Genomic DNA, 18,934 nt, shown 5'->3' on the forward strand with positions numbered 1-18,934 from the left:
CGAATTGTAATATCAATCCACCCTAAAAGGCGAACAATCCGCTTGAAATTATGCTTTTATGAGTGCGACTTGTAGATTAACTATACAGATAGTTTTTATGCTGCCAAGCGCCGTAGTATTCGCTACAATGGCGTTTTAATCTTATGACGGAGCCGCAGATGCTTGACCCAAAAAAATTAGAGGATATTGCTAAACAAATCACAGATGCCATTCCTCCTGGCGTGAAAACAATGGCTGAAGGAGCAGAGTCAAAGGTTAAACAAGTACTACAAAGCCAGCTCAATAAATTGGATTTTGTGAGTCGTGAAGAATTCGAAATTCAAAGTAATGTGCTTATACGCACCCGAGAAAAGCTCGCCGTTTTAGAAGCAAAATTCAACGCATTAGAAAAGAGTTTACAATAAAAGTAAGGCCTTTTTAACGGCCTTTTTGTAACTGAGCTAACTCATTTTTAAGACTATTTACCACGAACAGTAAATCTTCAGCAGCGTTCTCGGTTTCCTGAGCCCCTTTCATAGTCGACTCAGATATGGCTGCTATTTCTTCGACTTGAGATGCAACTGAGTTGGTAACATGCGATTGCTGCGTTGCCAAACCGGATATCTCTCCACTCATATTATTGATAGTGCTGATCACTTCGGTAATACGTTGTAGGGATGCTTCAACCACCGTACTCTCTTGAACACTCACGTCCATCTGAACACGGCTTTGTTCCATGCTCAATTCTGTGTCTTTCGTTGCTTGTTGCAGCTTACTGATAATGTCATGAATTTGATTAGTTTGGTCTTGAGTACGTTGAGCCAATGTACGTACTTCATCAGCGACTACCGCAAATCCTCTACCGTGTTCGCCTGCTCTAGCGGCTTCAATCGCTGCGTTGAGCGCGAGTAAGTTCGTTTGATCAGCAATACCGTTAATTGCATTGGACACTTGACCAATATTTTTGCTGTCTTCCACCAGCCGGTTTATTGCTTCTTGGGAACGGCTAGACTCCGTTTGCATATCACGCATCACAGATTGTAAACGTCCTACTAGCTGCTTGCCTTGTTGTGCTTCACTTTGCGCGACTTCTGCGGATTCAGTGGCGGTTCCTGAGTTCTTATCAACAGCATGTGCTACCTGCGTTAATTGCTGCATAGATTGAGCAATTAACTCAGTACCAGATTTTTGCTCTGTCACATCTTGCTTCGTCTTAGCGGTTATTCCTTTGAGACTTAACGCCGACTGACTCAAGGTCTCTATCGCGTCACTGATACGCGCAACTAAGGTCTGAAGATTCTCAGTCATATGATTCATATCATCGGCAATATCGCGCATTTCGTCTTTGCCGGACACAGCAACACGCGAGCTTAAATCGCCATCAGCAATACTGTGTACAGCTGTTACGACTTGATTGATATTCTCGGCAACTGACAAATACATTCCAATAAACAGATAAAAAGCTAACAAAACAGCGATCAATGACACACTCAAAATAACATTATTTTTAAATTTAGCTTGGGCCACTCGTTCATGTAACAATCCATCTAGAATCGGTATTAAAGACGAAGCGAAGTCACTTAACTGTTGATTTACCGCGTTGCTCGTTAGTAACAGTTTGCTACTGGTGATATTAATACTATCAGGGTCGAGAATTTGTTGCTGAATAATGCTTTGATGGGCAACTAAACTACTTTCAAGAGCCAGCCATTGTAAACCCGCTGCTTTTTCTATCTCAGGGTTTGCCTGCAAGCTAACTTGTATGCTTTGCTCCACGCCCTCAAGCATAACCGGAAGCTTTTGATTGGCATTTGATAACCCGATGTATGTGTCTGGGGTAAAACCACCGGATTGGGTAACCTGCAAGGCTAATGAACTTGTCATGGCCAGTTGCTCTTGCATTTGTGGCAAACTACGCACCAAGGTAGTAATGAGATAACTCGTGTCGAGGGCTAAATCAAGTTCCAGATTAGTAACATCAGAAATCGCCTGCGACAAGGTTGCTAAAGCCTTGAATGCACCTTCTTTATCATCGTTATCGAGGGCCTGCTGAAATCGTTCAACACTTCCATTAACTCGCGTTGAAGCAAGCTCATTGAACGCGGTTTGCTGCTCCGATAATGTAGAGGTAAATACTGATTTAGCATCAATAATGTTGCTTGCTAAATTGAGCTGCTCGTCTTGTAGAGCTTGAATAAAAGCGACACCCTTGCGCTCTTGATCAATAAAATTAATATCATCACTGTATTCGTACTGCAGTAAAGCTAGGCTGAGAATCAATGGAACCAAGAAAATAATGCTGATGATAGTGAATTTAACCGAGTAACGAAACTGCGACATTAATGTTTTAGCTGGGTTACAGAAGGCCCCAATCAGGTTATTCATATCATCTCCGGTAGATGTGATGCTAATTAGCGCGTCACATAAAGTAATGTCCAGCTATACCCAACGCGATAGCCATGCCCACATAATTATTATTTAAAAAAGCCTTAAAACAGGCTTGCCTATCACGGTAAAAAATTAAGCGCTGTTGATGTAAAAATAAACCTGCAGCTACCAAGACACCAAGATAAAATGGCAGGCTTAATTGCAAGTATCGCCCTAACACCGAAAGCATCAAAATAACACTCAGTTGCAGTAAACCCACTATAAGCCTGTCGTATTGACCGAACAAAATAGCGGTAGATTTCACACCAATTTTTAAGTCATCAGTTTTATCAACCATGGCATATTGCGTATCATAGGCAACCGTCCACACGACTTTAATAGCAAAGACACCCCACGCCCAACCCGGAACTGTCGCATTAATAGCCATAAACGCCATGGGTATAGCCCAACCAAACGCGGCGCCCAGTACTACCTGAGGTAAATGAGTATAGCGTTTCATAAACGGGTAAACACTGGCTAATATCAATGCACCTATTGATAAAACAATGGTCTGCCAATTTAAGGTCAGTACGAGTAAAAAAGCCACCCCTACTAAGGTCGCAAATAACCCAAGAGCTTGCTTTTCAGTCACAATGCCACTGACCAACGGACGCGCATTGGTTCTAGCTACCTTGCCGTCAACCTTACGGTCAGCATAATCATTGATGACACAACCCGCTGAGCGCATAACAAAAACCCCAGTAACAAAAACAGCGGTGATCGACCAAGGAGGTAAGCCTTGTGCGGCTAACACCAATGCCCACAGTGTAGGCCACAGCAACAAATAGGAGCCCACCGGCTTATCAGCGCGCATTAACAACCACATTCCGTAGAACGTAGTGCGATTAAACAACTTACTGTTCAAGGTTTTCCCCTCTATATACCGGCGCCTGGGGCAAAAACAGCTCTGCAACCATCATGGTATAATCTTGATAATGGAAAACCGATCGTCGCCCCCACATTGTTGCAATGGCAGGTAAGCCATAATGCTGTAGAAACTCATCACTAGGCTGCATGCACATCAACTGAAATGGCTGGCGCTTAAACCTGTTATCGTTAAATATCAGATGTCCTAAAGGTTTATTGCCTAAATCTAGAAAATCTCTTTCACAAAGGGTTTGTGGGATCACTGAACGTGCGAGCACCCAAGGCTGGGTATCGCCATGCAATATCACCTCGCGTATTTGCCAATCTTGCTTGCGGCACTGCTCAGGTTCCACTCCAAGCTGCCGATATTCATCTACAGTTGCCAAGGCTTGGTACTGACCGACCACTTGAACATTAAATTCTGCGCAATGGGTTTTTAAACGCTGAGTTAATGAACCGGTATTGAGTAACCAACTTTCTAAGTTGGAATTAGGAATAGTCATGCGCCCTTGGTTATTCCAAGTCACATCGTCATCTAATGGGAAGGCACTGTTGTGAGTATTTTGCATAGCCACGCATAATAACAATTGCCGCTGCTAGACTAAAGAGCGAATAAATAGTTTTAACGATCTGACTAAATATTGGTAAGCTATTGACACAATAGAAATTAAAACACCGCCAGCGAAGAGGCAAAAATGGCTATTTTTCGATCGTTTTGCATTTGTTTAATATTGTTAAGTACACTAAATGCGTCTATTTTTGCTCAAGAGCCTGCAGGTAAACAATTTGCCTATTTTGGTTTAGAGCCAGACATAGTGACCAACTACTTAGGTTCTAATAATCGCAAGTTGGGTTATGTTCGCATCACGATCGAATTAATGCTTGAAGATGCAGATGATTTGGAATTAGCCGCCCATCACGCCCCCTTATTACGTGCAACAGCCATTGAAATTCTGGGTCGTCAACCAGAAGAGCGGGTTAGATCACTCACGGGACGAGAAGATATCCGTCGTAGTTTAATAGAAAACATGCGCAAGTTAATGAAGAAAGAAACGGGTTCAAATATGATAAAAGATGTCATATTTACCAAGTACATTTATTACGGTTAAACCTAGCTTTATTGAATAAGGCGACTGTTTTATGCTCCCTTTTGACGGGCTATGCAAAGTCATAAAGAGCAGTCGCGATAGTATTTATAGATACCACTAATTCCCAGCATACCAAAACCCCAAGCGCTATTTAGGCGCTAGCCTTTTTTCACTGATAATTTGCTGAGCACAAACGCAAAAGCGCAACCGGTAAACAAGCCGACGGTGTGAGCAGTGTTCGCCATACTGACCCAAAGAATATCTGCATAACCAATCACTAGCCACACTAACAAAAAGCCCACCATGGGTTTAGGTATCATCAAGCCCCAAGCTGGACGTAACCAACCTAACCACCAAACGCAGCCAACAAGAGCATAAACTACTCCAGACAAACCACCAAAATTCGGCCCACTAATCAGTAACTGCCCAATATTAGACAACAATGCAGAAACCAAAAATAATACCGTTAACGTCGTTTTACCTAAACGACGTTCGATTTGACCGCCCAATGTCCACCACCAAAGTACATTAAATACGATGTGCAGCATTGAGAAGTGGATCAGCGCAGGACCGATTAAACGCCACCATTGATGATTATGCATCAACTCATCAAAGGGTTGAATAACTAAGACTTCGTAGGGCCAAATGAAACCAACCATGGCTAACAAGTAGATCCCCAAACACACTAATAATACGCAGGTAGTAACTGGCGTATCCCGAAGTTGCTGCCAGATCCCGCTGAACGAAATACCTGATTGCCCATGACGCAAACTTACGGTTTCACCGTTGTCCCAAGCCGCCTGCTGGTACTTAATGTCTTTGGGGGCTTGAATAAATTCCCCCGCTATAAGACTAGCTTGATCTTTGTCTGCTTCATTTAACAGCTCGACGCCGTGCTCATGGCCATCGCTTTGTAAAGCATACTTGGCTGAAATCCCTTTACTATTCAAATAATTAATTAATAGTAACGCAGCACGTTCCTGACTAAAGGCGACCAATAAAAAAGGCACTGACATCGTTTACTCACCACTTATAAAGGGAAGGCTCTGACGCCACGCTTCAAAACCACCATCCATGCTGTATACCTCATCAAATCCCTGATGTATTAAAAACTGAGCGGCCTGCTGGCTACTCACGCCGTGATAACAACATACAATAACAGGCGTATCAAAATCAGTTTCTTGAGTAAAATTCATTAAAGTGCCATTCGTTAAGTGCACCGCACCTTCGATATGACCCGCTACAAATGACTGCTCGTCGCGAATATCAACAAGACGCGCTTGGTTTGCCTTAAGTTTTTGCTGTGTATCCTGCACGGAAATATGTGCGAATTGCTCCATGATCCTACCCTTTGATTACCAATTTAATATCACTTTGCCAGATTGGCCTGAGCCCATGGTATCAAATCCTTGCTGAAACTCATCGATATTAAATTGGTGGGTGATAATCGGGTCGAGATTTAAGCCACCTTGAATAAGACTGGCCATTTTGTACCATGTTTCAAACATTTCGCGTCCATAGATACCTTTAATCACTAATCCTTTAAAGATCACTTTATTCCAATCAATGGCAACGTCCCCTGCCGGTATACCCAGCATCGCGATCTTGCCACCGTGATTCATTTTATCCAACATATCGCGAAAAGCCGCGGGTACACCTGACATTTCAAGTCCCACATCGAAACCTTCAGTCATGCCCAAATCGTTCATCACGTCTTTAAGACTCTCTTTAGCAACGTTAACAGCACGAGTTGCGCCCATTTTACGCGCTAACTCTAAACGGTATTCATTGATATCGGTAATCACCACATGGCGTGCGCCAACGTGTTGAGCCACTGCCGCAGCCATAATACCGATAGGCCCAGCACCCGTAATCAAGACATCTTCGCCAACCAAATCAAATGACAGGGCTGTGTGTACGGCATTGCCAAACGGGTCGAAAATTGACGCCAAATCATCTGAAATATTATCGGGAATTTTAAATGCGTTAAACGCTGGAATAGATAAATACTCCGCAAAAGCACCTGGCCGATTGACTCCGACGCCCGAGGTATTACGGCATAAGTGACGACGCCCTGCGCGGCAATTACGACAGTGTCCACACGTAATATGCCCTTCGCCTGACACCCGATCACCAACAGAAAATCCGCGTACTTCTTGACCTATTTCGACCACTTCGCCTACATACTCATGGCCAACAACCATAGGAACGGGAATTGTATTTTGTGCCCACTCATCCCAGTTGTAAATATGCATATCGGTGCCACAAATAGCAGTTTTGCGAATTTTAATCAGCAAATCATTATGACCTACCGTAGGTAAGTCGCTGTCATGCAGCCAAATACCTTTTTCGGATTGAAGTTTGGCTAACGATTTCATTGAATCACCTTAAGCTCTTTGCCTACTTCGATAAATGCGTCAATAGCATAATCAACTTGCGCAATACTATGGGCTGCAGACATCTGCGTACGAATACGCGCTTGTCCCTTGGGCACAACAGGGAATGAAAATCCCACCACATAGATGCCCCGCTCTAGCATTTTTTCAGCCATTTCACTGGCTAGTTTGGCATCCCCAAGCATAACGGGAATAATCGCATGGTCTTTACCAGACAGCGTGAAGCCTGCTTGCTGCATTCGATCACGAAAATGCGCGCTATTACGTGTCAATTGAGCCCGTAGCTCATGCCCCTGAGCAAGCATATCAAACACTTTTAGAGAAGCCGACACAATCGGTGGAGCTACCGAATTTGAAAATAAATAAGGACGAGACCGTTGGCGTAACCATTCAACAACTTCCTTTTTACCTGACGTATAACCACCTGAGGCACCACCAAGCGCCTTGCCTAAGGTACCGGTAATAATATCAACACGGCCCATAACATTGCAGTATTCATGGCTACCACGTCCTTGCTCACCGACAAACCCGGTAGCATGACAATCGTCGACCATCACTAACGCGCCATACTGGTCTGCGAGATCACAAATACTGGCAAGGTCGGCGATGACCCCGTCCATTGAAAACACTCCGTCAGTAGCTATTAGTATGGTTTCAGCACCCTCATTTTTAGCTTTTTCTAACTGAGCGGCTAATTCCTGCATATTATTATTGGCATAACGATAACGCTTAGCCTTACATAAACGCACACCATCGATGATACTGGCATGGTTGAGCGCGTCAGACACAATGGCATCATCAGGCCCTAATATCGTCTCAAATAATCCACCATTGGCATCAAAGCAGGACGGATATAAAATAGTCTCTTGCATGCCGAGAAAGTCACTAATTTTGTTTTCTAGTGATTTGTGAATATCTTGAGTACCGCAAATAAAACGGACGGATGCCATACCAAAACCATGACTATCTAATCCTTCTTTAGCGGCGGCGATCAGCTCTGGATTGTTAGCTAAACCCAGATAGTTATTGGCGCAGAAATTAAGCACCTGTTGCCCGCCAGATACCTGTATATTGGCACTTTGCTGCGACTGAATGACGCGTTCGGTTTTATAAAGCCCTTGAGCTTTGGTTTCGCTAATTTGCTGTGCTAAACGATCATAGAACGCTTGTTTCATGAGCTGACCTCTTGGAAAATTAATATGGCGGGATGATAAAGGATTACCCCCTGTGCATGCGAATAATTGGCGTAATTCTTCTGTTCAATCAACAAAGAGAACGTCAGAGATTTTTTACAACCGTGGGTAACTAAAACTGCAGGTCGAGTTTATTCCACACACCATCGTCGAGTTTGGTAGGCAAGGCTTGATAAAGATCGTCTTCAAATATCGGCTTAGAAATATAATAGCCTTGGGCCACATCACAGCGCATTTCCTTGAGCATACTGAGTTGCTCAGCGGTTTCAACACCTTCAGCAACCACTTTCATACCTAACTTACGCACCATAGCCACAGTAGACTTGACGATTTGCTTATCTGCACTATTACCGCTCATACCCGCAATGAAACTGCGATCAATTTTGATTATATCCACCGGTAACTGTGACAAATACGCTAGCGATGAGTATCCAGTACCGAAATCATCAATAGAAAAAGTAAAACCTAATTCTTTTAATTCATGCATTTTGCGCAACGTTTGCTCTATGTCTGCCACTACGGTGCGTTCAGTTAACTCTAACTCCACTTGTTCTGCCCCCTGTTCGCTCTGCGCTAATTGCTCACGCATAAAGTTAATTAGGTTGGGATCTAAAAACTGACTTGCAGATAGATTTACCGCAACGCGATACCCGCTAAATCCAAGACTTTCGAGATGCGCTAATATTTTAAATGCCCGTTTTATACCCCAATAACCAAGGGTTATCATGCTTTCCGAGTTTTCCATAATAGGAATAAATTCATCTGGCATAATATAGCCATTCTTCGGATGCAACCAACGGATAAGCGCTTCAAAACCAATTAACTTACCCGTACTTATCTCTATTTGCGCTTGAAGAGCAAACTTGAACTGTTCATCTAATAGAGCGTCTCTTACGTCGTGTTCTATTTCAATGCGGCGCATGACTTTGGTGCTCATGCCTTCGTTAAACATACTATATCGGTCACCACCAGCGTCTTTTGCTGCGTACATGGCTATGTCCGCTTGACGCACTAAATCATCTACCGTCAAGTTTTGTCCTTCACAGGTAGTGATCCCTAAGCTGACCGAGGTATAAAAGCGCTGAGCACCTATCTCAACTGGTTCACGAAATTTAATAACCAATTTCTCTGCAAGCGTGATTGCGTTACTGACGTCATCCACCTCTTGCAGCACAATCACGAACTCGTCCCCGCCAAAGCGGCTAATAACATCAGATTCTCGCAAACTGCTCCGCAGACGCTGTGCGGCAACCATTAGAAATTCGTCGCCTACACCATGTCCATAACTGTCATTAATTTTTCTAAAGTTGTCAAAATCCAGCAATATCACTACTAACGGCTTAGGTGTGCGCGCTAAGGCCGCTATTTTTTTACGCAGTATAAAATTCAACATATTACGATTAGGTAACCCTGTGAGCCGGTCATACATGGCAATGTTTTCCAGCTCTCTGGTGTTTTGTTCAATCTTACCGTCCATGGCCTCCAACTGTTCCCCGAGGAGATTCGTTGAACGCTGAACTTCATCAATTTCATCTAAAAACATGAGGCTATGCTTGAATTTCATGTCGTTGAATTCGTCATACTTCTTCTGTGCTAACAGTGGTAGTCGCTTTGCTAAAATCAACAAACGTCTGCGTAGGCGCTCGGCCATCAAAAAAAATGTCAACGCACATAAGGCAACGACAATAGCTGAGATGGTAATAACACCAAACTGGTAACTTTCGTGACTTGCCCATTCTTCACTAATGTCATGCACCGCAAGTAAATAAGCCGTATCAGTAATATCGTCATCAACAGGTAATAAATTGATTAGGTAGGCTTGCTCATTTATTACCAGCCGGTAGCCCTTATCTAACACCATGTTTAGCGTAATGCTTTGTGGGATAAGCTTGAGTAGCGCATCGAGATTTTGACGTTTTATATAAGAAATAGGAGCTTGAATTTGTGCATCACGAAGTGACGCCCCTTTTATACCCAAAGGCGAGACAACTAATGCTAGCTCAGCCGACGTAGAGCGATTTAAGGCCGCCATCATTTCCAGTAAAGACGCACTGGCGGTCAATACCATTAAATCGCCATTGGTCGATAAAATCGGCATGCTAATCAACTGAAAGCAAGATTGAACACAACGAATCTGTGACACTGATGACTGGTTTTTAAGGGTTTGTGCTGCACCATCTTTTACATAATCAGGTATGTATTGATGATTGGCGTAAATCACCTGCTGTTGGCTATCAAACAACCATAAATTGTTAATCTGCCAATTTAATTGCAAATAATCAAACTCTTCACTGATGAAGTCTCTTGTTGCTTCTGAGTTATCTGTTATCCGTTGTTGTAAATGAATAAATGACTCAAACCAGAGCTCCAAGCGATTGCTAAGCATTTCTCTGATCAAATGCATTTGATTTAAATCTCTGTCATGTAGTGCTTGATGTTGACGGAGATAATCTTGATCATTTTTATCAATCCAAACGATAGTCAGTAAGCTACTGGCGATCAGTAAAAAACCGATCAACAGGCTCATGATTTTCCAAGGAAGGCTGATAAAAATTTGCATGCCTAGAACCAATAAATAATTTGCAGCGCCCAAATATCCCAATACTGGGAATCATTGGTCACAGTATTAGGAAGAAACACCGGCGCTAATCGAGCACGCCCATCAATTTTGTGATATTCAGCCCGCACTCGCCAATTTGTCGAAAAATCCCATGACGCACCAAACGTTAACTGATCTCGATAAGCAAAGTAATTCGGAATTGTGCCGCCGCTGTTCTGCTGATATTGGATTCCATTTCGGTCATCCTTATTGGCATCAAATGTATCGAATCTTGCTAATAACGTTACATCAGGGTGAATAAAATACCGTCCCTGAATATATAGTCCTTGAGATATACCATTTTCATCTCTTCCTTGGGGAAACAGACCTGTAAATTCAGTTTTTTCATGCATCGCTTCTGCATTGATATCCCAATACTCGGCGCCGTAAGAAAGACTCAGCATGATCCTGGTTAAGCGAGCATTACCATCATTGAAAACATCATTATCGCTCGCATGATAACTAAATTTAGTTTTAAGCAAACTCGTGCCCAATGACAAGCCACTGTTCAGGGGACTAAAAGACACGCTAAATTGCGTATCAAAATCATGTTCAAGATCACCTGTAGCCAGTTTTGACATTAAATTTTCGGTTTGTTTATCCTTAACGCGCGAACTACCGTGGCTCAATCGCACATCCCATTCGCCAAGCGAATTCAAGTGCTGTGCAGTTAAAGATAGGCCATCACTGCCTAAAGACACATCACGAAATGCATCAAAATACGATGACTGGGGCAGAACGATAGAAGGCATGGTGTGTGGTACGTCGCGTGTTGCCGAATATAACCAGTGATAGTTTTTATAGCGGCCGAGATGCGCGTTAACGTTCCAACTATTAGAGTTAAATAGTTGATAATCCAAAAACAAATAATCTATTCGCACCCCTTCGTCGAACCGATTACCACCGTTGATATAAATACCCTGAGCTGACACTCTAAGTTTTTGATTAATACGATAAGATGCATTTAGGCCAACTTCTGTTAAACGCAACGATACGTCGCCGCTGTCATTGATAAAATTACTGTCGCTAGACTGGATGATGCCTTGCGCGCCAAAACCGTGCCATACAACGTCACCAGCCGAACTCACATTAGAGTGAGTAAACGAGAAAATGAGAAACGAAAAAATTATGCTTGATTTGATCACCTTACCCCTCCTTCAGAATGCGTATAACGTGCGTATTTGGTGGTAATGTGTTCGATAAAATATAACCGATGGCGCCGGGTTGTTGACTAATCATCTCGATCATTTCTTGGCTATCATTGACCAAAATAGGTTTTTCTCCCAAACCAGAATACGCTAATTTATTCCATGTACGTTCAAGTTGGTAAGGGAATAGACTCAGTACGTTTTTACAAAAAAATTGATGGGCAGGATCTTGTTTATTCAACACATACACTTTGATTGCAGAACCATCTTCCCAAGTAGTTTGGCGCATTGAAAAAATCCAGCGCACGCGGCTTTCACTCAATGTAGTTACATTGACACTGCTATTGGCAATCACTTGTAATTCCGGTTGTTTCGCGTGAGTAATATTAGCGCAAAACAACATCAATAAAGCGAGTGCTAGTCGAAACCCTATGTGATGGATATTTTGCAAAAATGACTCCTAATCAAATACCGTTTCCGTGCGATAAAAAGCAACAGGGAGTATAACTCCTTTTATTGTGAGTAAGTTATAGGGTGAGTATTACTTGTTATTGTCATTTATTACAGGAAATTTTTTATCCAGTTTAACAGATTTAACAGGTAACTAATGGTCACAAGCTTAGTCTAAAACTATTAGAATACTGTTAAAATGCCAATTGAACCCATTTGCTGGCGGAATAATGATCATTACCTTTACCCCAAAACGAAAAGAGTGCTTCAGTCTATGGGGTTATACTCTAGTACTATGGATTTTGATACCGTTTGTGTTTTTGCATTTTTGCTATCAATTTCTGACTAAAAAACTCGCTAATCCAAAAGCGCGCACACAACGGTTTGGATTCAATTTAAGCACGGCAGCCCCCGGTGGCCTATTAATCCATTGTGTCTCGGTAGGAGAAGTCGTCGCAGCAGCAAATGTGATCCGCGCAATTCGCAAAATACACCTAGGCATACCGATAACATTGACGACCACGACAGTTACCGGCGCCAAGCAAGCTGATGATTTATTCAAAGACACTGTCACCCATTGTTATTTGCCTATCGATACAGGCTGGATGATGCGTCGCCTGCTTAAACGCGCCGCACCATCGCAGGTTATGATCACCGAAGTTGAACTTTGGCCTAATATGATTCACCAGTGTTGGCGCCAAGATATTCCTGTATCGGTAATTAATGCGCGCATGACGGATAGCTCAGCACGTACCTATAAAAAAATATCCGCACTCTTTGTGCCTATGCTGCATAAATTAAGTAAAATCTGCGCCCAAGGCGAACGAGATTTTAATAATTATCAAATACTAGGTGCGCCGAGCAATACCTTGGTATTAACCAATAATATTAAGTTTGAGCAACCTGCTCGACCTGAGGCCCTTGATCAAGCAAAAGATTTTGCCGAGGCCTTTGGGATTTCCAAGCGCACCATTATTGTTGCAGGCAGTACTCATGATCCTGAAGAAAAAGTGCTACTCGATGCCCATCAACGGGTGATCGACCAGCATCCTAATGCATTATTAGTTATTGTCCCCCGCCATCCACAGCGCTTTAATGATGTGTATCAGATTTGTCAGGCAAGTGGACTGAACTGTATGCGCTCTTCTGATGGCAACCAGAACTACGAAAACACAGACAAAGTACAGGTGTTGTTAGTCGATGAAATGGGCAAGCTGCAAGCTTTATATGCATTAGCTTGTATCGCTTTTGTTGGCGGCAGTATCGCCGATCGTGGTGGGCACAATGCGTTAGAGCCAGCAGCCTTTGAAGTACCGATTTTGATGGGGCCCCATCGCTACAACAATCCAGCTATATGCAAAGTTCTAGCGGAAAAAGGCGCATTGTTCGAGGTCAATAATGCTGAGCAAATTGATCAGCTGATAACAGCGTGGCTAAACGATGAAAGTGCACGTAAACATGCAGGCCAAGCAGGAAAACACGTATTACAAGAAAACAGCGGCGCGGTCAACGCCACTTTAAGCGCCTTAGGGTTTATCTAAAGCAATGCTTTTTATCATTATTGTAAACGTCTAAATAAATCGACTAGGGCTTTTGCTTCACGTTCAACGGTATAATGCTCTAACACTCTGGCACGACCAGCTAAGCCTTTTTCATGTAACACTTTGGGATTTGAAAGTAATGAATCCATTTTTGCCGTGACCGCCGGCAAGTCGTTAACAGGCACAACATGACCATCTATATCTTCACGAATGATTTCTTCCCAAGCGCCGGCCTGAGTCGCCAATACCGCGGCACTGCAACTCATCGCCTCAAGTACTGTTAATCCAAAACCTTCATTATCACTTAACGCTGACACCATGGACAAGGCGCTAAAAATAGGCGGTATTCGCGCAAACGGCAACTCCCCAGTAAATAGGATACGCTCACTCAAGCCTGCTTTAGCAATTTTGGCTTTAAGCTCATCGACAAATTCTTGGTGATTGGATGAAATGGCCCCTACCACCACAGCGGTGTAATCTGGGTACTTAGGTAATACTTCGATACAAGCATCCACAAATAAGTGTACGCCCTTTTGCTTGCGTACTCGGCCTAGAATACCAATGCCGTATTTACCGCCGTATCCTAATGCCTGCCAAGCCTGCTCTTTATTCTTTGCAGGTACGAAATTTTCAATTTGTATCCCATGAGGAATAATGGCACTTGGCGGTTCAGCTAAATACTTGGCAGACGCTTTACTTATCGCCACAACAGCATCCATTTTTCGGGTCAGCCAGAGCGTAGAGCCAGATCGAAACCGCTGGGCAGCGGAACTAAACACCATTTTAATTTTCGCGCCAAATATATATTTAAGAATAACAGCTTGGATCATTTCATCTACACGACGCGCATGAAAAATTCGATACTTACCATTTTTCAATGGCTTACGACACATTTTTGCTACTTGCCAAAATGTCATCGCCTGATTCTCATCTGGCAAAAAATGCGTGCCCATCACTCGTAGGTTCATCAACTTTCGCTGATAAGACATAACCTGCAACATTGTTGAGGTCACACCAGAGAAATTCGAATTTGAGTTTCCTAAAATCAGCTCGACTTCTTCATTTTCCGAGACATTTGCTTCACCGTGATCCATAGTTATTACATACTCATTAATTTATGATTGATTGATGACAGCCATCACTTGCCACCTTGCGTAGAAACTCGCATTTATACGCGGTACGGGTATACACTAAGCCAAATTTTGCAACGCACCTTGTGTTTCATGCCCAACATCCAGCAAATAACGAATGACAGTAGCACCATTATATTTAATGATGAAATATTCGCAGCCCCAGATTTAACTATTTTTGACAGTCAGTATTGGCGATCTCAACAACAACTAACAGGCAGTGCTACCGGACGTGGCACCACCTATTTCTTTGAACACGCCGACAACGAATATGTATTGCGACATTATCGCCGCGGTGGCCTGATAGGTAAACTGATCACTGACCAATATCTGTTTCGCGGAATTTTGCGAACCCGTCCTTGGCGTGAGTTCAAATTACTAGGAGACATGTTCAACCTCGGTTTACCCGTGCCTGAGCCAGTGGCTGCCCTAGTCACCCGTCAAGGTTTGACGTATCGCGGCGATATTATTATCAAGCGAATTGCCAATAGTAAAGACGTATTTAGCCGACTGTGTGAAGGACCCTTGTCCAATGAGGTATGGCATGCAATCGGCGCCTGCATTCGCCAATTTCACGATCATAACGTATATCATCATGATCTGAACATTCACAATGTCATGCTCGATGAAAGTAATAAAATTTGGTTAATTGATTTTGATAAGTGTGCCATTCATGCCAGTAATAATTGGAAGCAAGCAAATGTAAAACGGCTGTTACGGTCATTACATAAAGAACAAAATAAACAGCCAATATTCCATTTTAATGAGCAAAATTGGCAAACGCTCATGGCAAGCTATGGCGTTACCCCTTAGCCATGGCAACAGTCAGTCGAGAGTCTTGATTCACATGATGAATACCCAATACAAAGCACAATACAATTTACGAGCGAATTGCTACACTCGATTTTTTGTTACTTGTGCTTTTGGAATAAAATAATACATGTCTCGTTTTTGGATACTCGGCTGTTTAATTTTCGCCTCACATGGATGGGCAAAAGGCTTATCACCTTATTTACCATTACAAATTTCCCCTGAAATTGAATCTCAAATCGAAAAGGTCATGGCGTTAACGCCAGGCGCCCCCTTAACCAGACCATATAAAGCCATTGACGTGATGCGTCGTAATAAGCTTATTCAAACGCGGTTTCCTGAGCTTCACCGGTCTGTAGATGCTTATCTTGCAAGATATAAAGATACGTTTAGTCTGACTCATGTCAGTGCGTCAGTATCAGCAAGTGACGACGCGAGTGCCCCTCTACCCAATCAGCGGGGCATTAAGCGTGACTCTAGTTATCAAGTTTCAGCATCAGGGGTAGCTTACATTTCACCCTTTGCTTATGTGGCTGCGGGGGCTATTTATGCAAACGGCGAAGACATTATATTCTACAATACCCACGTTGCATTTGGGTATGAATACGCACAAATTGAGGCTGGCTACCGCGAGCATTGGTTTTCACCGATGCAAAATTCCGCGCTACTCACCAGTACCAATGCCAAACCTAGCATCTCGATTACCGTTAGTAATGCCACCCCAATATCAGACTGGGATATACGCTACGAACTGTTTTATTCAAAACTCGATGACACCATTGGTATTAGCCAACGGGGGGAACTGTTCAGCGGTAAACCTAATTTAGCTGGACTTCACTTGAGCGTATCGCCAGTCGAGGCATGGACCATTGGCCTAAGCCGCACAATTAAATTTGCTGGTGCAAATAATAATCTCAGCATAGGGAATGCCTTACAGGATTTGTTCAGTTCAACCAGTAAAGATTCGTCGCCAGTGTTATCGCCTCAAGCCTTGGCCAGCGATCAAAAAACAGCCATTTCTACTAAAATTAATTTACCTTTCGCTTTGCCCGTTTCACTTTACGGTGAACTCGCCTTCGAACATGCTCCTGAATTAGATGAACAAGAGCCTAATGACAAAGCGCTTGCTTTCGGGGTGTATTTCCCTATGGTAACCAACAACCTGTCGCTGCGTTATGAATTCACTCGCTTGGACGAACTATTTTATCAGTCGGACTTTTATACTGCGGGCTATACCAATGAAGGTCAATCAGTTGGGCATTGGGTCAATGATCTGTTCCTTGGACAAGAACAGGTACAAAAAACCAGCCATGCGCTAAACATGAACTGGAAAATCGCTCAGGATCAAGTTATTGATGTGACATTCACAGCGGCAGATAGCGACACTAATTCTAGCGCCCAACAAGCGTATAAAGAATTAAATTTGCGCTATAGCTTCGCCACGCGCTTTGGTTTTTGGGGCGTAGATCTTGATGTAGGTGAAGATCGTCTTGGGGAACAATTTAAACGGCTAAGTGCATTTTACCGTTGGTAAGCATGTAACGATGCCACAATTGCTGTAGAGCCATTAGCTAAATGGAATGCGGCAGAAGCGGCCATATTGATAAGGTATAAAAGTATGCACACAAAAGCTGTTTATCCGGGCACATTTGATCCGATTACAAATGGTCACGCAGATTTAATCGACCGAGCAGCCAACATGTTTGCTCACGTAATAGTAGGGATTGCAGCGAATCCCAGTAAAAAGCCTTTGTTCAGTTTACAAGAAAGGGTTGCATTAATTAAAGAAGTCACCGCTCATTTATCGAATGTTGAAGTCATAGGTTTTGAGGGTTTACTGGCCGATTTTGCTGACAGTCAGGGCGCAACAGTCCTGATTCGAGGTCTGCGTGCCGTATCTGATTTTGAGTACGAATTTCAATTAGCTAATATGAACCGTCGTCTAAATCCTAATTTAGAAAGCATCTTTTTAACCCCGGCAGAAGAGAACTCATTTATCTCTTCCACGTTAGTTAAAGAAGTCGCACTGCATCGCGGTAAGGTTGACCAGTTTTGTCACCCAGCGGTACAAGCTGCATTAAAATTAAAGCTGCAAAAATAATTCAAAGGCGGCATTCATTTACGCCGCATTAAATCATAATCACGTATCCTACTTTGCGCGCTTTAAAAAGCGCGCAATACCCTACGAACATAAGAGGACCCATGGCCAAACGTTATTTATTTTATATTTCAGAAAACTATGCTTTTCAAATACTGCGACCAATGCAGGATGAAATACATAAACGTGGCGATACTGTCGCATGGTTTGTAGAAGGAAATAACGTTAACCGAGCGTACTTTACACCCGAAGAACAACAGCTAGCTAACGTACAGGCCGTTATAGATTACCAAGCTTGTGCGGTATTTATTCCCGGCAATATGATCCCGTCGTTTATACCTGGCCTGAAAGTCTGCGTACGCCACGGCTTTATTGGCTTTAAAACCCGCGTAAAAGACGGATTAAACTATTCATTTATTATCCGGGATTGTTTTGATTTATATTGCACTCACGGCCCGTCAATGACAGATACATTTAAAAAACTGGAAGCGAAACACCAACACTTTAAAGTAGTTGAAACCGGTTTTTGTAAGATGGATCCGTTTTTTAAAAATATGCCGTTGGCTCAAAAAGTGGACGATCGGCCAGTAGTGTTATTTTCATCTACCTTTTCTCCCAGAATGTCTCAGGCAGAAGCGTTGTTGCCAACGATTAAACGATTATCACAAGATAAAAAATGGCGCTGGTTGGTCACCTTTCATCCCAAAATGGCACAAAGTACAGTAGACGCTTATAAAGCGGCTCAACATGACAACTTAACCTTCATTGAAACAGATAATGCGATGCCATTGATGCTTGAGGCAGATTTAATGTTAGGCGATAACTCGTCCATGTTGGTTGAGTTTTTGATGTTGAATAAACCTGTGGTCACCGTTAAAAACGAGCACCCTAAGGCGCACCTAATTAATGTAACGGATCCAATTGAAATCGAAAGCAGCATAGCGTACGCGTTGACTCGCCCAACAGAGCTAATGTCTAAAATAGAAGACTATGCAGCCCAAACACACCCTTATACCGATGGCCTATCGAGCGCACGTATACTCGATGCTACCGAAGACATGCTAGCTAATCCGCCTAACTTAAAGAAAAAGCCACGTAATGTGATCCGCAGCTTGAAAATGCGTAAAAAGCTCGGTTACTGGAAATGGTAACCTGTTGTTAAGCCTAAATAGATGCGGGGTTACCTCCAGCTCAACATTCTGAAATTG

General features: G+C 43.0%; 18 protein-coding genes. 7 read left to right on the plus strand and 11 right to left on the minus strand.

Annotation, left to right across the window (positions count from 1 at the left end; translation table 11 throughout):
* Positions 1-158: 158 nt before the first annotated feature.
* Positions 159-404: an accessory factor UbiK family protein gene (locus GQS54_RS13415; RefSeq protein WP_166424487.1), complete on the plus strand. Its 246-nt coding sequence runs from the start codon at positions 159-161 to the stop codon at positions 402-404.
* 13 nt (positions 405-417) lie between these two features.
* Here GQS54_RS13415 and GQS54_RS13420 read toward each other — a convergent pair whose 3' ends face one another.
* Genes GQS54_RS13420 through GQS54_RS13430 form a run of 3 tightly spaced genes read right to left on the minus strand, consistent with a single transcriptional unit; the run spans position 418 to position 3,842 of the window.
* Complete coding sequence (locus GQS54_RS13420) at positions 418-2,364, minus strand: methyl-accepting chemotaxis protein (RefSeq protein ID WP_166424488.1); 1,947 nt, start codon at positions 2,362-2,364, stop codon at positions 418-420.
* 34 nt (positions 2,365-2,398) lie between these two features.
* Positions 2,399-3,220 (minus strand): 4-hydroxybenzoate octaprenyltransferase, encoded by an 822-nt coding sequence (gene ubiA / locus GQS54_RS13425; protein WP_240919943.1) that lies wholly within the window; start codon positions 3,218-3,220, stop codon positions 2,399-2,401.
* A gap of 40 nt (positions 3,221-3,260) precedes the next feature.
* Positions 3,261-3,842: a chorismate lyase gene (locus GQS54_RS13430; RefSeq protein WP_166424489.1), complete on the minus strand. Its 582-nt coding sequence runs from the start codon at positions 3,840-3,842 to the stop codon at positions 3,261-3,263.
* A gap of 126 nt (positions 3,843-3,968) precedes the next feature.
* On the opposite strand from GQS54_RS13430, the gene GQS54_RS13435 reads away from it, so the two are divergent.
* Positions 3,969-4,382, plus strand: coding sequence for a flagellar basal body-associated protein FliL (locus tag GQS54_RS13435; RefSeq protein WP_166424490.1), 414 nt, complete (start codon positions 3,969-3,971; stop codon positions 4,380-4,382).
* 137 nt (positions 4,383-4,519) lie between these two features.
* On the opposite strand, the gene glpG is transcribed toward GQS54_RS13435, so the two are convergent.
* From glpG to GQS54_RS13470, 7 genes are all read right to left on the minus strand, one after another.
* Positions 4,520-5,377, minus strand: a complete 858-nt coding sequence (gene glpG / locus GQS54_RS13440; RefSeq protein ID WP_166424491.1) for a rhomboid family intramembrane serine protease GlpG — start codon at positions 5,375-5,377, stop codon at positions 4,520-4,522.
* 3 nt (positions 5,378-5,380) lie between these two features.
* Positions 5,381-5,701, minus strand: coding sequence for a thiosulfate sulfurtransferase GlpE (gene glpE, locus GQS54_RS13445; protein ID WP_166424492.1), 321 nt, complete (start codon positions 5,699-5,701; stop codon positions 5,381-5,383).
* 15 nt (positions 5,702-5,716) lie between these two features.
* Entirely contained in the window at positions 5,717-6,739 is a 1,023-nt protein-coding gene (gene tdh, locus GQS54_RS13450) for an L-threonine 3-dehydrogenase (RefSeq protein ID WP_166424493.1), read from the minus strand.
* Positions 6,736-7,932 carry a glycine C-acetyltransferase gene (locus GQS54_RS13455; protein WP_166424494.1) on the minus strand — a complete coding sequence of 399 codons (1,197 nt, stop codon included), beginning with the start codon at positions 7,930-7,932 and terminating at the stop codon, positions 6,736-6,738. Before GQS54_RS13455 ends, tdh begins: the two co-directional genes overlap by 4 nt.
* Positions 7,933-8,062: 130 nt before the next feature.
* Positions 8,063-10,477, minus strand: coding sequence for an EAL domain-containing protein (locus tag GQS54_RS13460; protein WP_166424520.1), 2,415 nt, complete (start codon positions 10,475-10,477; stop codon positions 8,063-8,065).
* A 35-nt stretch (positions 10,478-10,512) separates the two neighbouring features.
* Positions 10,513-11,694 carry a TonB-dependent receptor gene (locus GQS54_RS13465; RefSeq protein WP_166424495.1) on the minus strand — a complete coding sequence of 394 codons (1,182 nt, stop codon included), beginning with the start codon at positions 11,692-11,694 and terminating at the stop codon, positions 10,513-10,515.
* 1 nt (position 11,695) lies between these two features.
* Positions 11,696-12,148, minus strand: a complete 453-nt coding sequence (locus GQS54_RS13470) for a hypothetical protein (protein WP_166424496.1) — start codon at positions 12,146-12,148, stop codon at positions 11,696-11,698.
* Between the two features lie 229 nt (positions 12,149-12,377).
* Here GQS54_RS13470 and GQS54_RS13475 point away from each other — a divergent pair, with 229 nt between their 5' ends.
* Positions 12,378-13,688 (plus strand): 3-deoxy-D-manno-octulosonic acid transferase, encoded by a 1,311-nt coding sequence (locus tag GQS54_RS13475; protein WP_166424497.1) that lies wholly within the window; start codon positions 12,378-12,380, stop codon positions 13,686-13,688.
* Positions 13,689-13,705: 17 nt separating this feature from the next.
* On the opposite strand, the gene GQS54_RS13480 is transcribed toward GQS54_RS13475, so the two are convergent.
* A complete protein-coding gene (locus GQS54_RS13480) occupies positions 13,706-14,782 on the minus strand; it encodes a glycosyltransferase family 4 protein (protein WP_166424498.1) in 1,077 nt (358 codons plus the stop codon).
* Between the two features lie 129 nt (positions 14,783-14,911).
* Here GQS54_RS13480 and GQS54_RS13485 point away from each other — a divergent pair, with 129 nt between their 5' ends.
* The 4 genes from GQS54_RS13485 to GQS54_RS13500 all read left to right on the plus strand — a co-directional run bounded on the left by GQS54_RS13485 (position 14,912) and on the right by GQS54_RS13500 (position 18,877).
* On the plus strand, positions 14,912-15,631 hold the full coding sequence (locus GQS54_RS13485) for a 3-deoxy-D-manno-octulosonic acid kinase (RefSeq protein WP_166424499.1): 720 nt from the start codon (positions 14,912-14,914) through the stop codon (positions 15,629-15,631).
* Between the two features lie 127 nt (positions 15,632-15,758).
* A complete protein-coding gene (locus tag GQS54_RS13490; RefSeq protein WP_166424500.1) occupies positions 15,759-17,162 on the plus strand; it encodes a capsule assembly Wzi family protein in 1,404 nt (467 codons plus the stop codon).
* 84 nt (positions 17,163-17,246) lie between these two features.
* Complete coding sequence (coaD, locus tag GQS54_RS13495) at positions 17,247-17,729, plus strand: pantetheine-phosphate adenylyltransferase (RefSeq protein ID WP_158768230.1); 483 nt, start codon at positions 17,247-17,249, stop codon at positions 17,727-17,729.
* A 101-nt stretch (positions 17,730-17,830) separates the two neighbouring features.
* Positions 17,831-18,877, plus strand: a complete 1,047-nt coding sequence (locus tag GQS54_RS13500; RefSeq protein ID WP_166424501.1) for a UDP-N-acetylglucosamine 2-epimerase — start codon at positions 17,831-17,833, stop codon at positions 18,875-18,877.
* The last annotated feature ends 57 nt before the right edge of the window (positions 18,878-18,934 follow it).

Origin of the sequence: Paraglaciecola sp. 20A4, assembly GCF_011378905.1 — a bacterium.
In the GTDB taxonomy this organism is placed as follows: Bacteria; Pseudomonadota; Gammaproteobacteria; order Enterobacterales; family Alteromonadaceae; genus Paraglaciecola.

Coding starts and splice junctions, on each gene's coding strand:
- GQS54_RS13475 (WP_166424497.1), top strand. CDS start 12,378: ATGATCATTACCTTTACCCCAAAACGAAAAGAGTGCTTCAGTCTATGG.
- GQS54_RS13485 (WP_166424499.1), top strand. CDS start 14,912: ATGCCCAACATCCAGCAAATAACGAATGACAGTAGCACCATTATATTT.
- GQS54_RS13430 (WP_166424489.1), bottom strand. CDS start 3,842: ATGCAAAATACTCACAACAGTGCCTTCCCATTAGATGACGATGTGACT.
- tdh (WP_166424493.1), bottom strand. CDS start 6,739: ATGAAATCGTTAGCCAAACTTCAATCCGAAAAAGGTATTTGGCTGCAT.
- GQS54_RS13500 (WP_166424501.1), top strand. CDS start 17,831: ATGGCCAAACGTTATTTATTTTATATTTCAGAAAACTATGCTTTTCAA.
- GQS54_RS13490 (WP_166424500.1), top strand. CDS start 15,759: ATGTCTCGTTTTTGGATACTCGGCTGTTTAATTTTCGCCTCACATGGA.
- coaD (WP_158768230.1), top strand. CDS start 17,247: ATGCACACAAAAGCTGTTTATCCGGGCACATTTGATCCGATTACAAAT.
- GQS54_RS13435 (WP_166424490.1), top strand. CDS start 3,969: ATGGCTATTTTTCGATCGTTTTGCATTTGTTTAATATTGTTAAGTACA.
- GQS54_RS13420 (WP_166424488.1), bottom strand. CDS start 2,364: ATGAATAACCTGATTGGGGCCTTCTGTAACCCAGCTAAAACATTAATG.
- GQS54_RS13460 (WP_166424520.1), bottom strand. CDS start 10,477: ATGAGCCTGTTGATCGGTTTTTTACTGATCGCCAGTAGCTTACTGACT.
- glpG (WP_166424491.1), bottom strand. CDS start 5,377: ATGTCAGTGCCTTTTTTATTGGTCGCCTTTAGTCAGGAACGTGCTGCG.
- GQS54_RS13415 (WP_166424487.1), top strand. CDS start 159: ATGCTTGACCCAAAAAAATTAGAGGATATTGCTAAACAAATCACAGAT.
- ubiA (WP_240919943.1), bottom strand. CDS start 3,220: ATGCGCGCTGATAAGCCGGTGGGCTCCTATTTGTTGCTGTGGCCTACA.
- GQS54_RS13455 (WP_166424494.1), bottom strand. CDS start 7,932: ATGAAACAAGCGTTCTATGATCGTTTAGCACAGCAAATTAGCGAAACC.
- glpE (WP_166424492.1), bottom strand. CDS start 5,701: ATGGAGCAATTCGCACATATTTCCGTGCAGGATACACAGCAAAAACTT.
- GQS54_RS13480 (WP_166424498.1), bottom strand. CDS start 14,782: ATGGATCACGGTGAAGCAAATGTCTCGGAAAATGAAGAAGTCGAGCTG.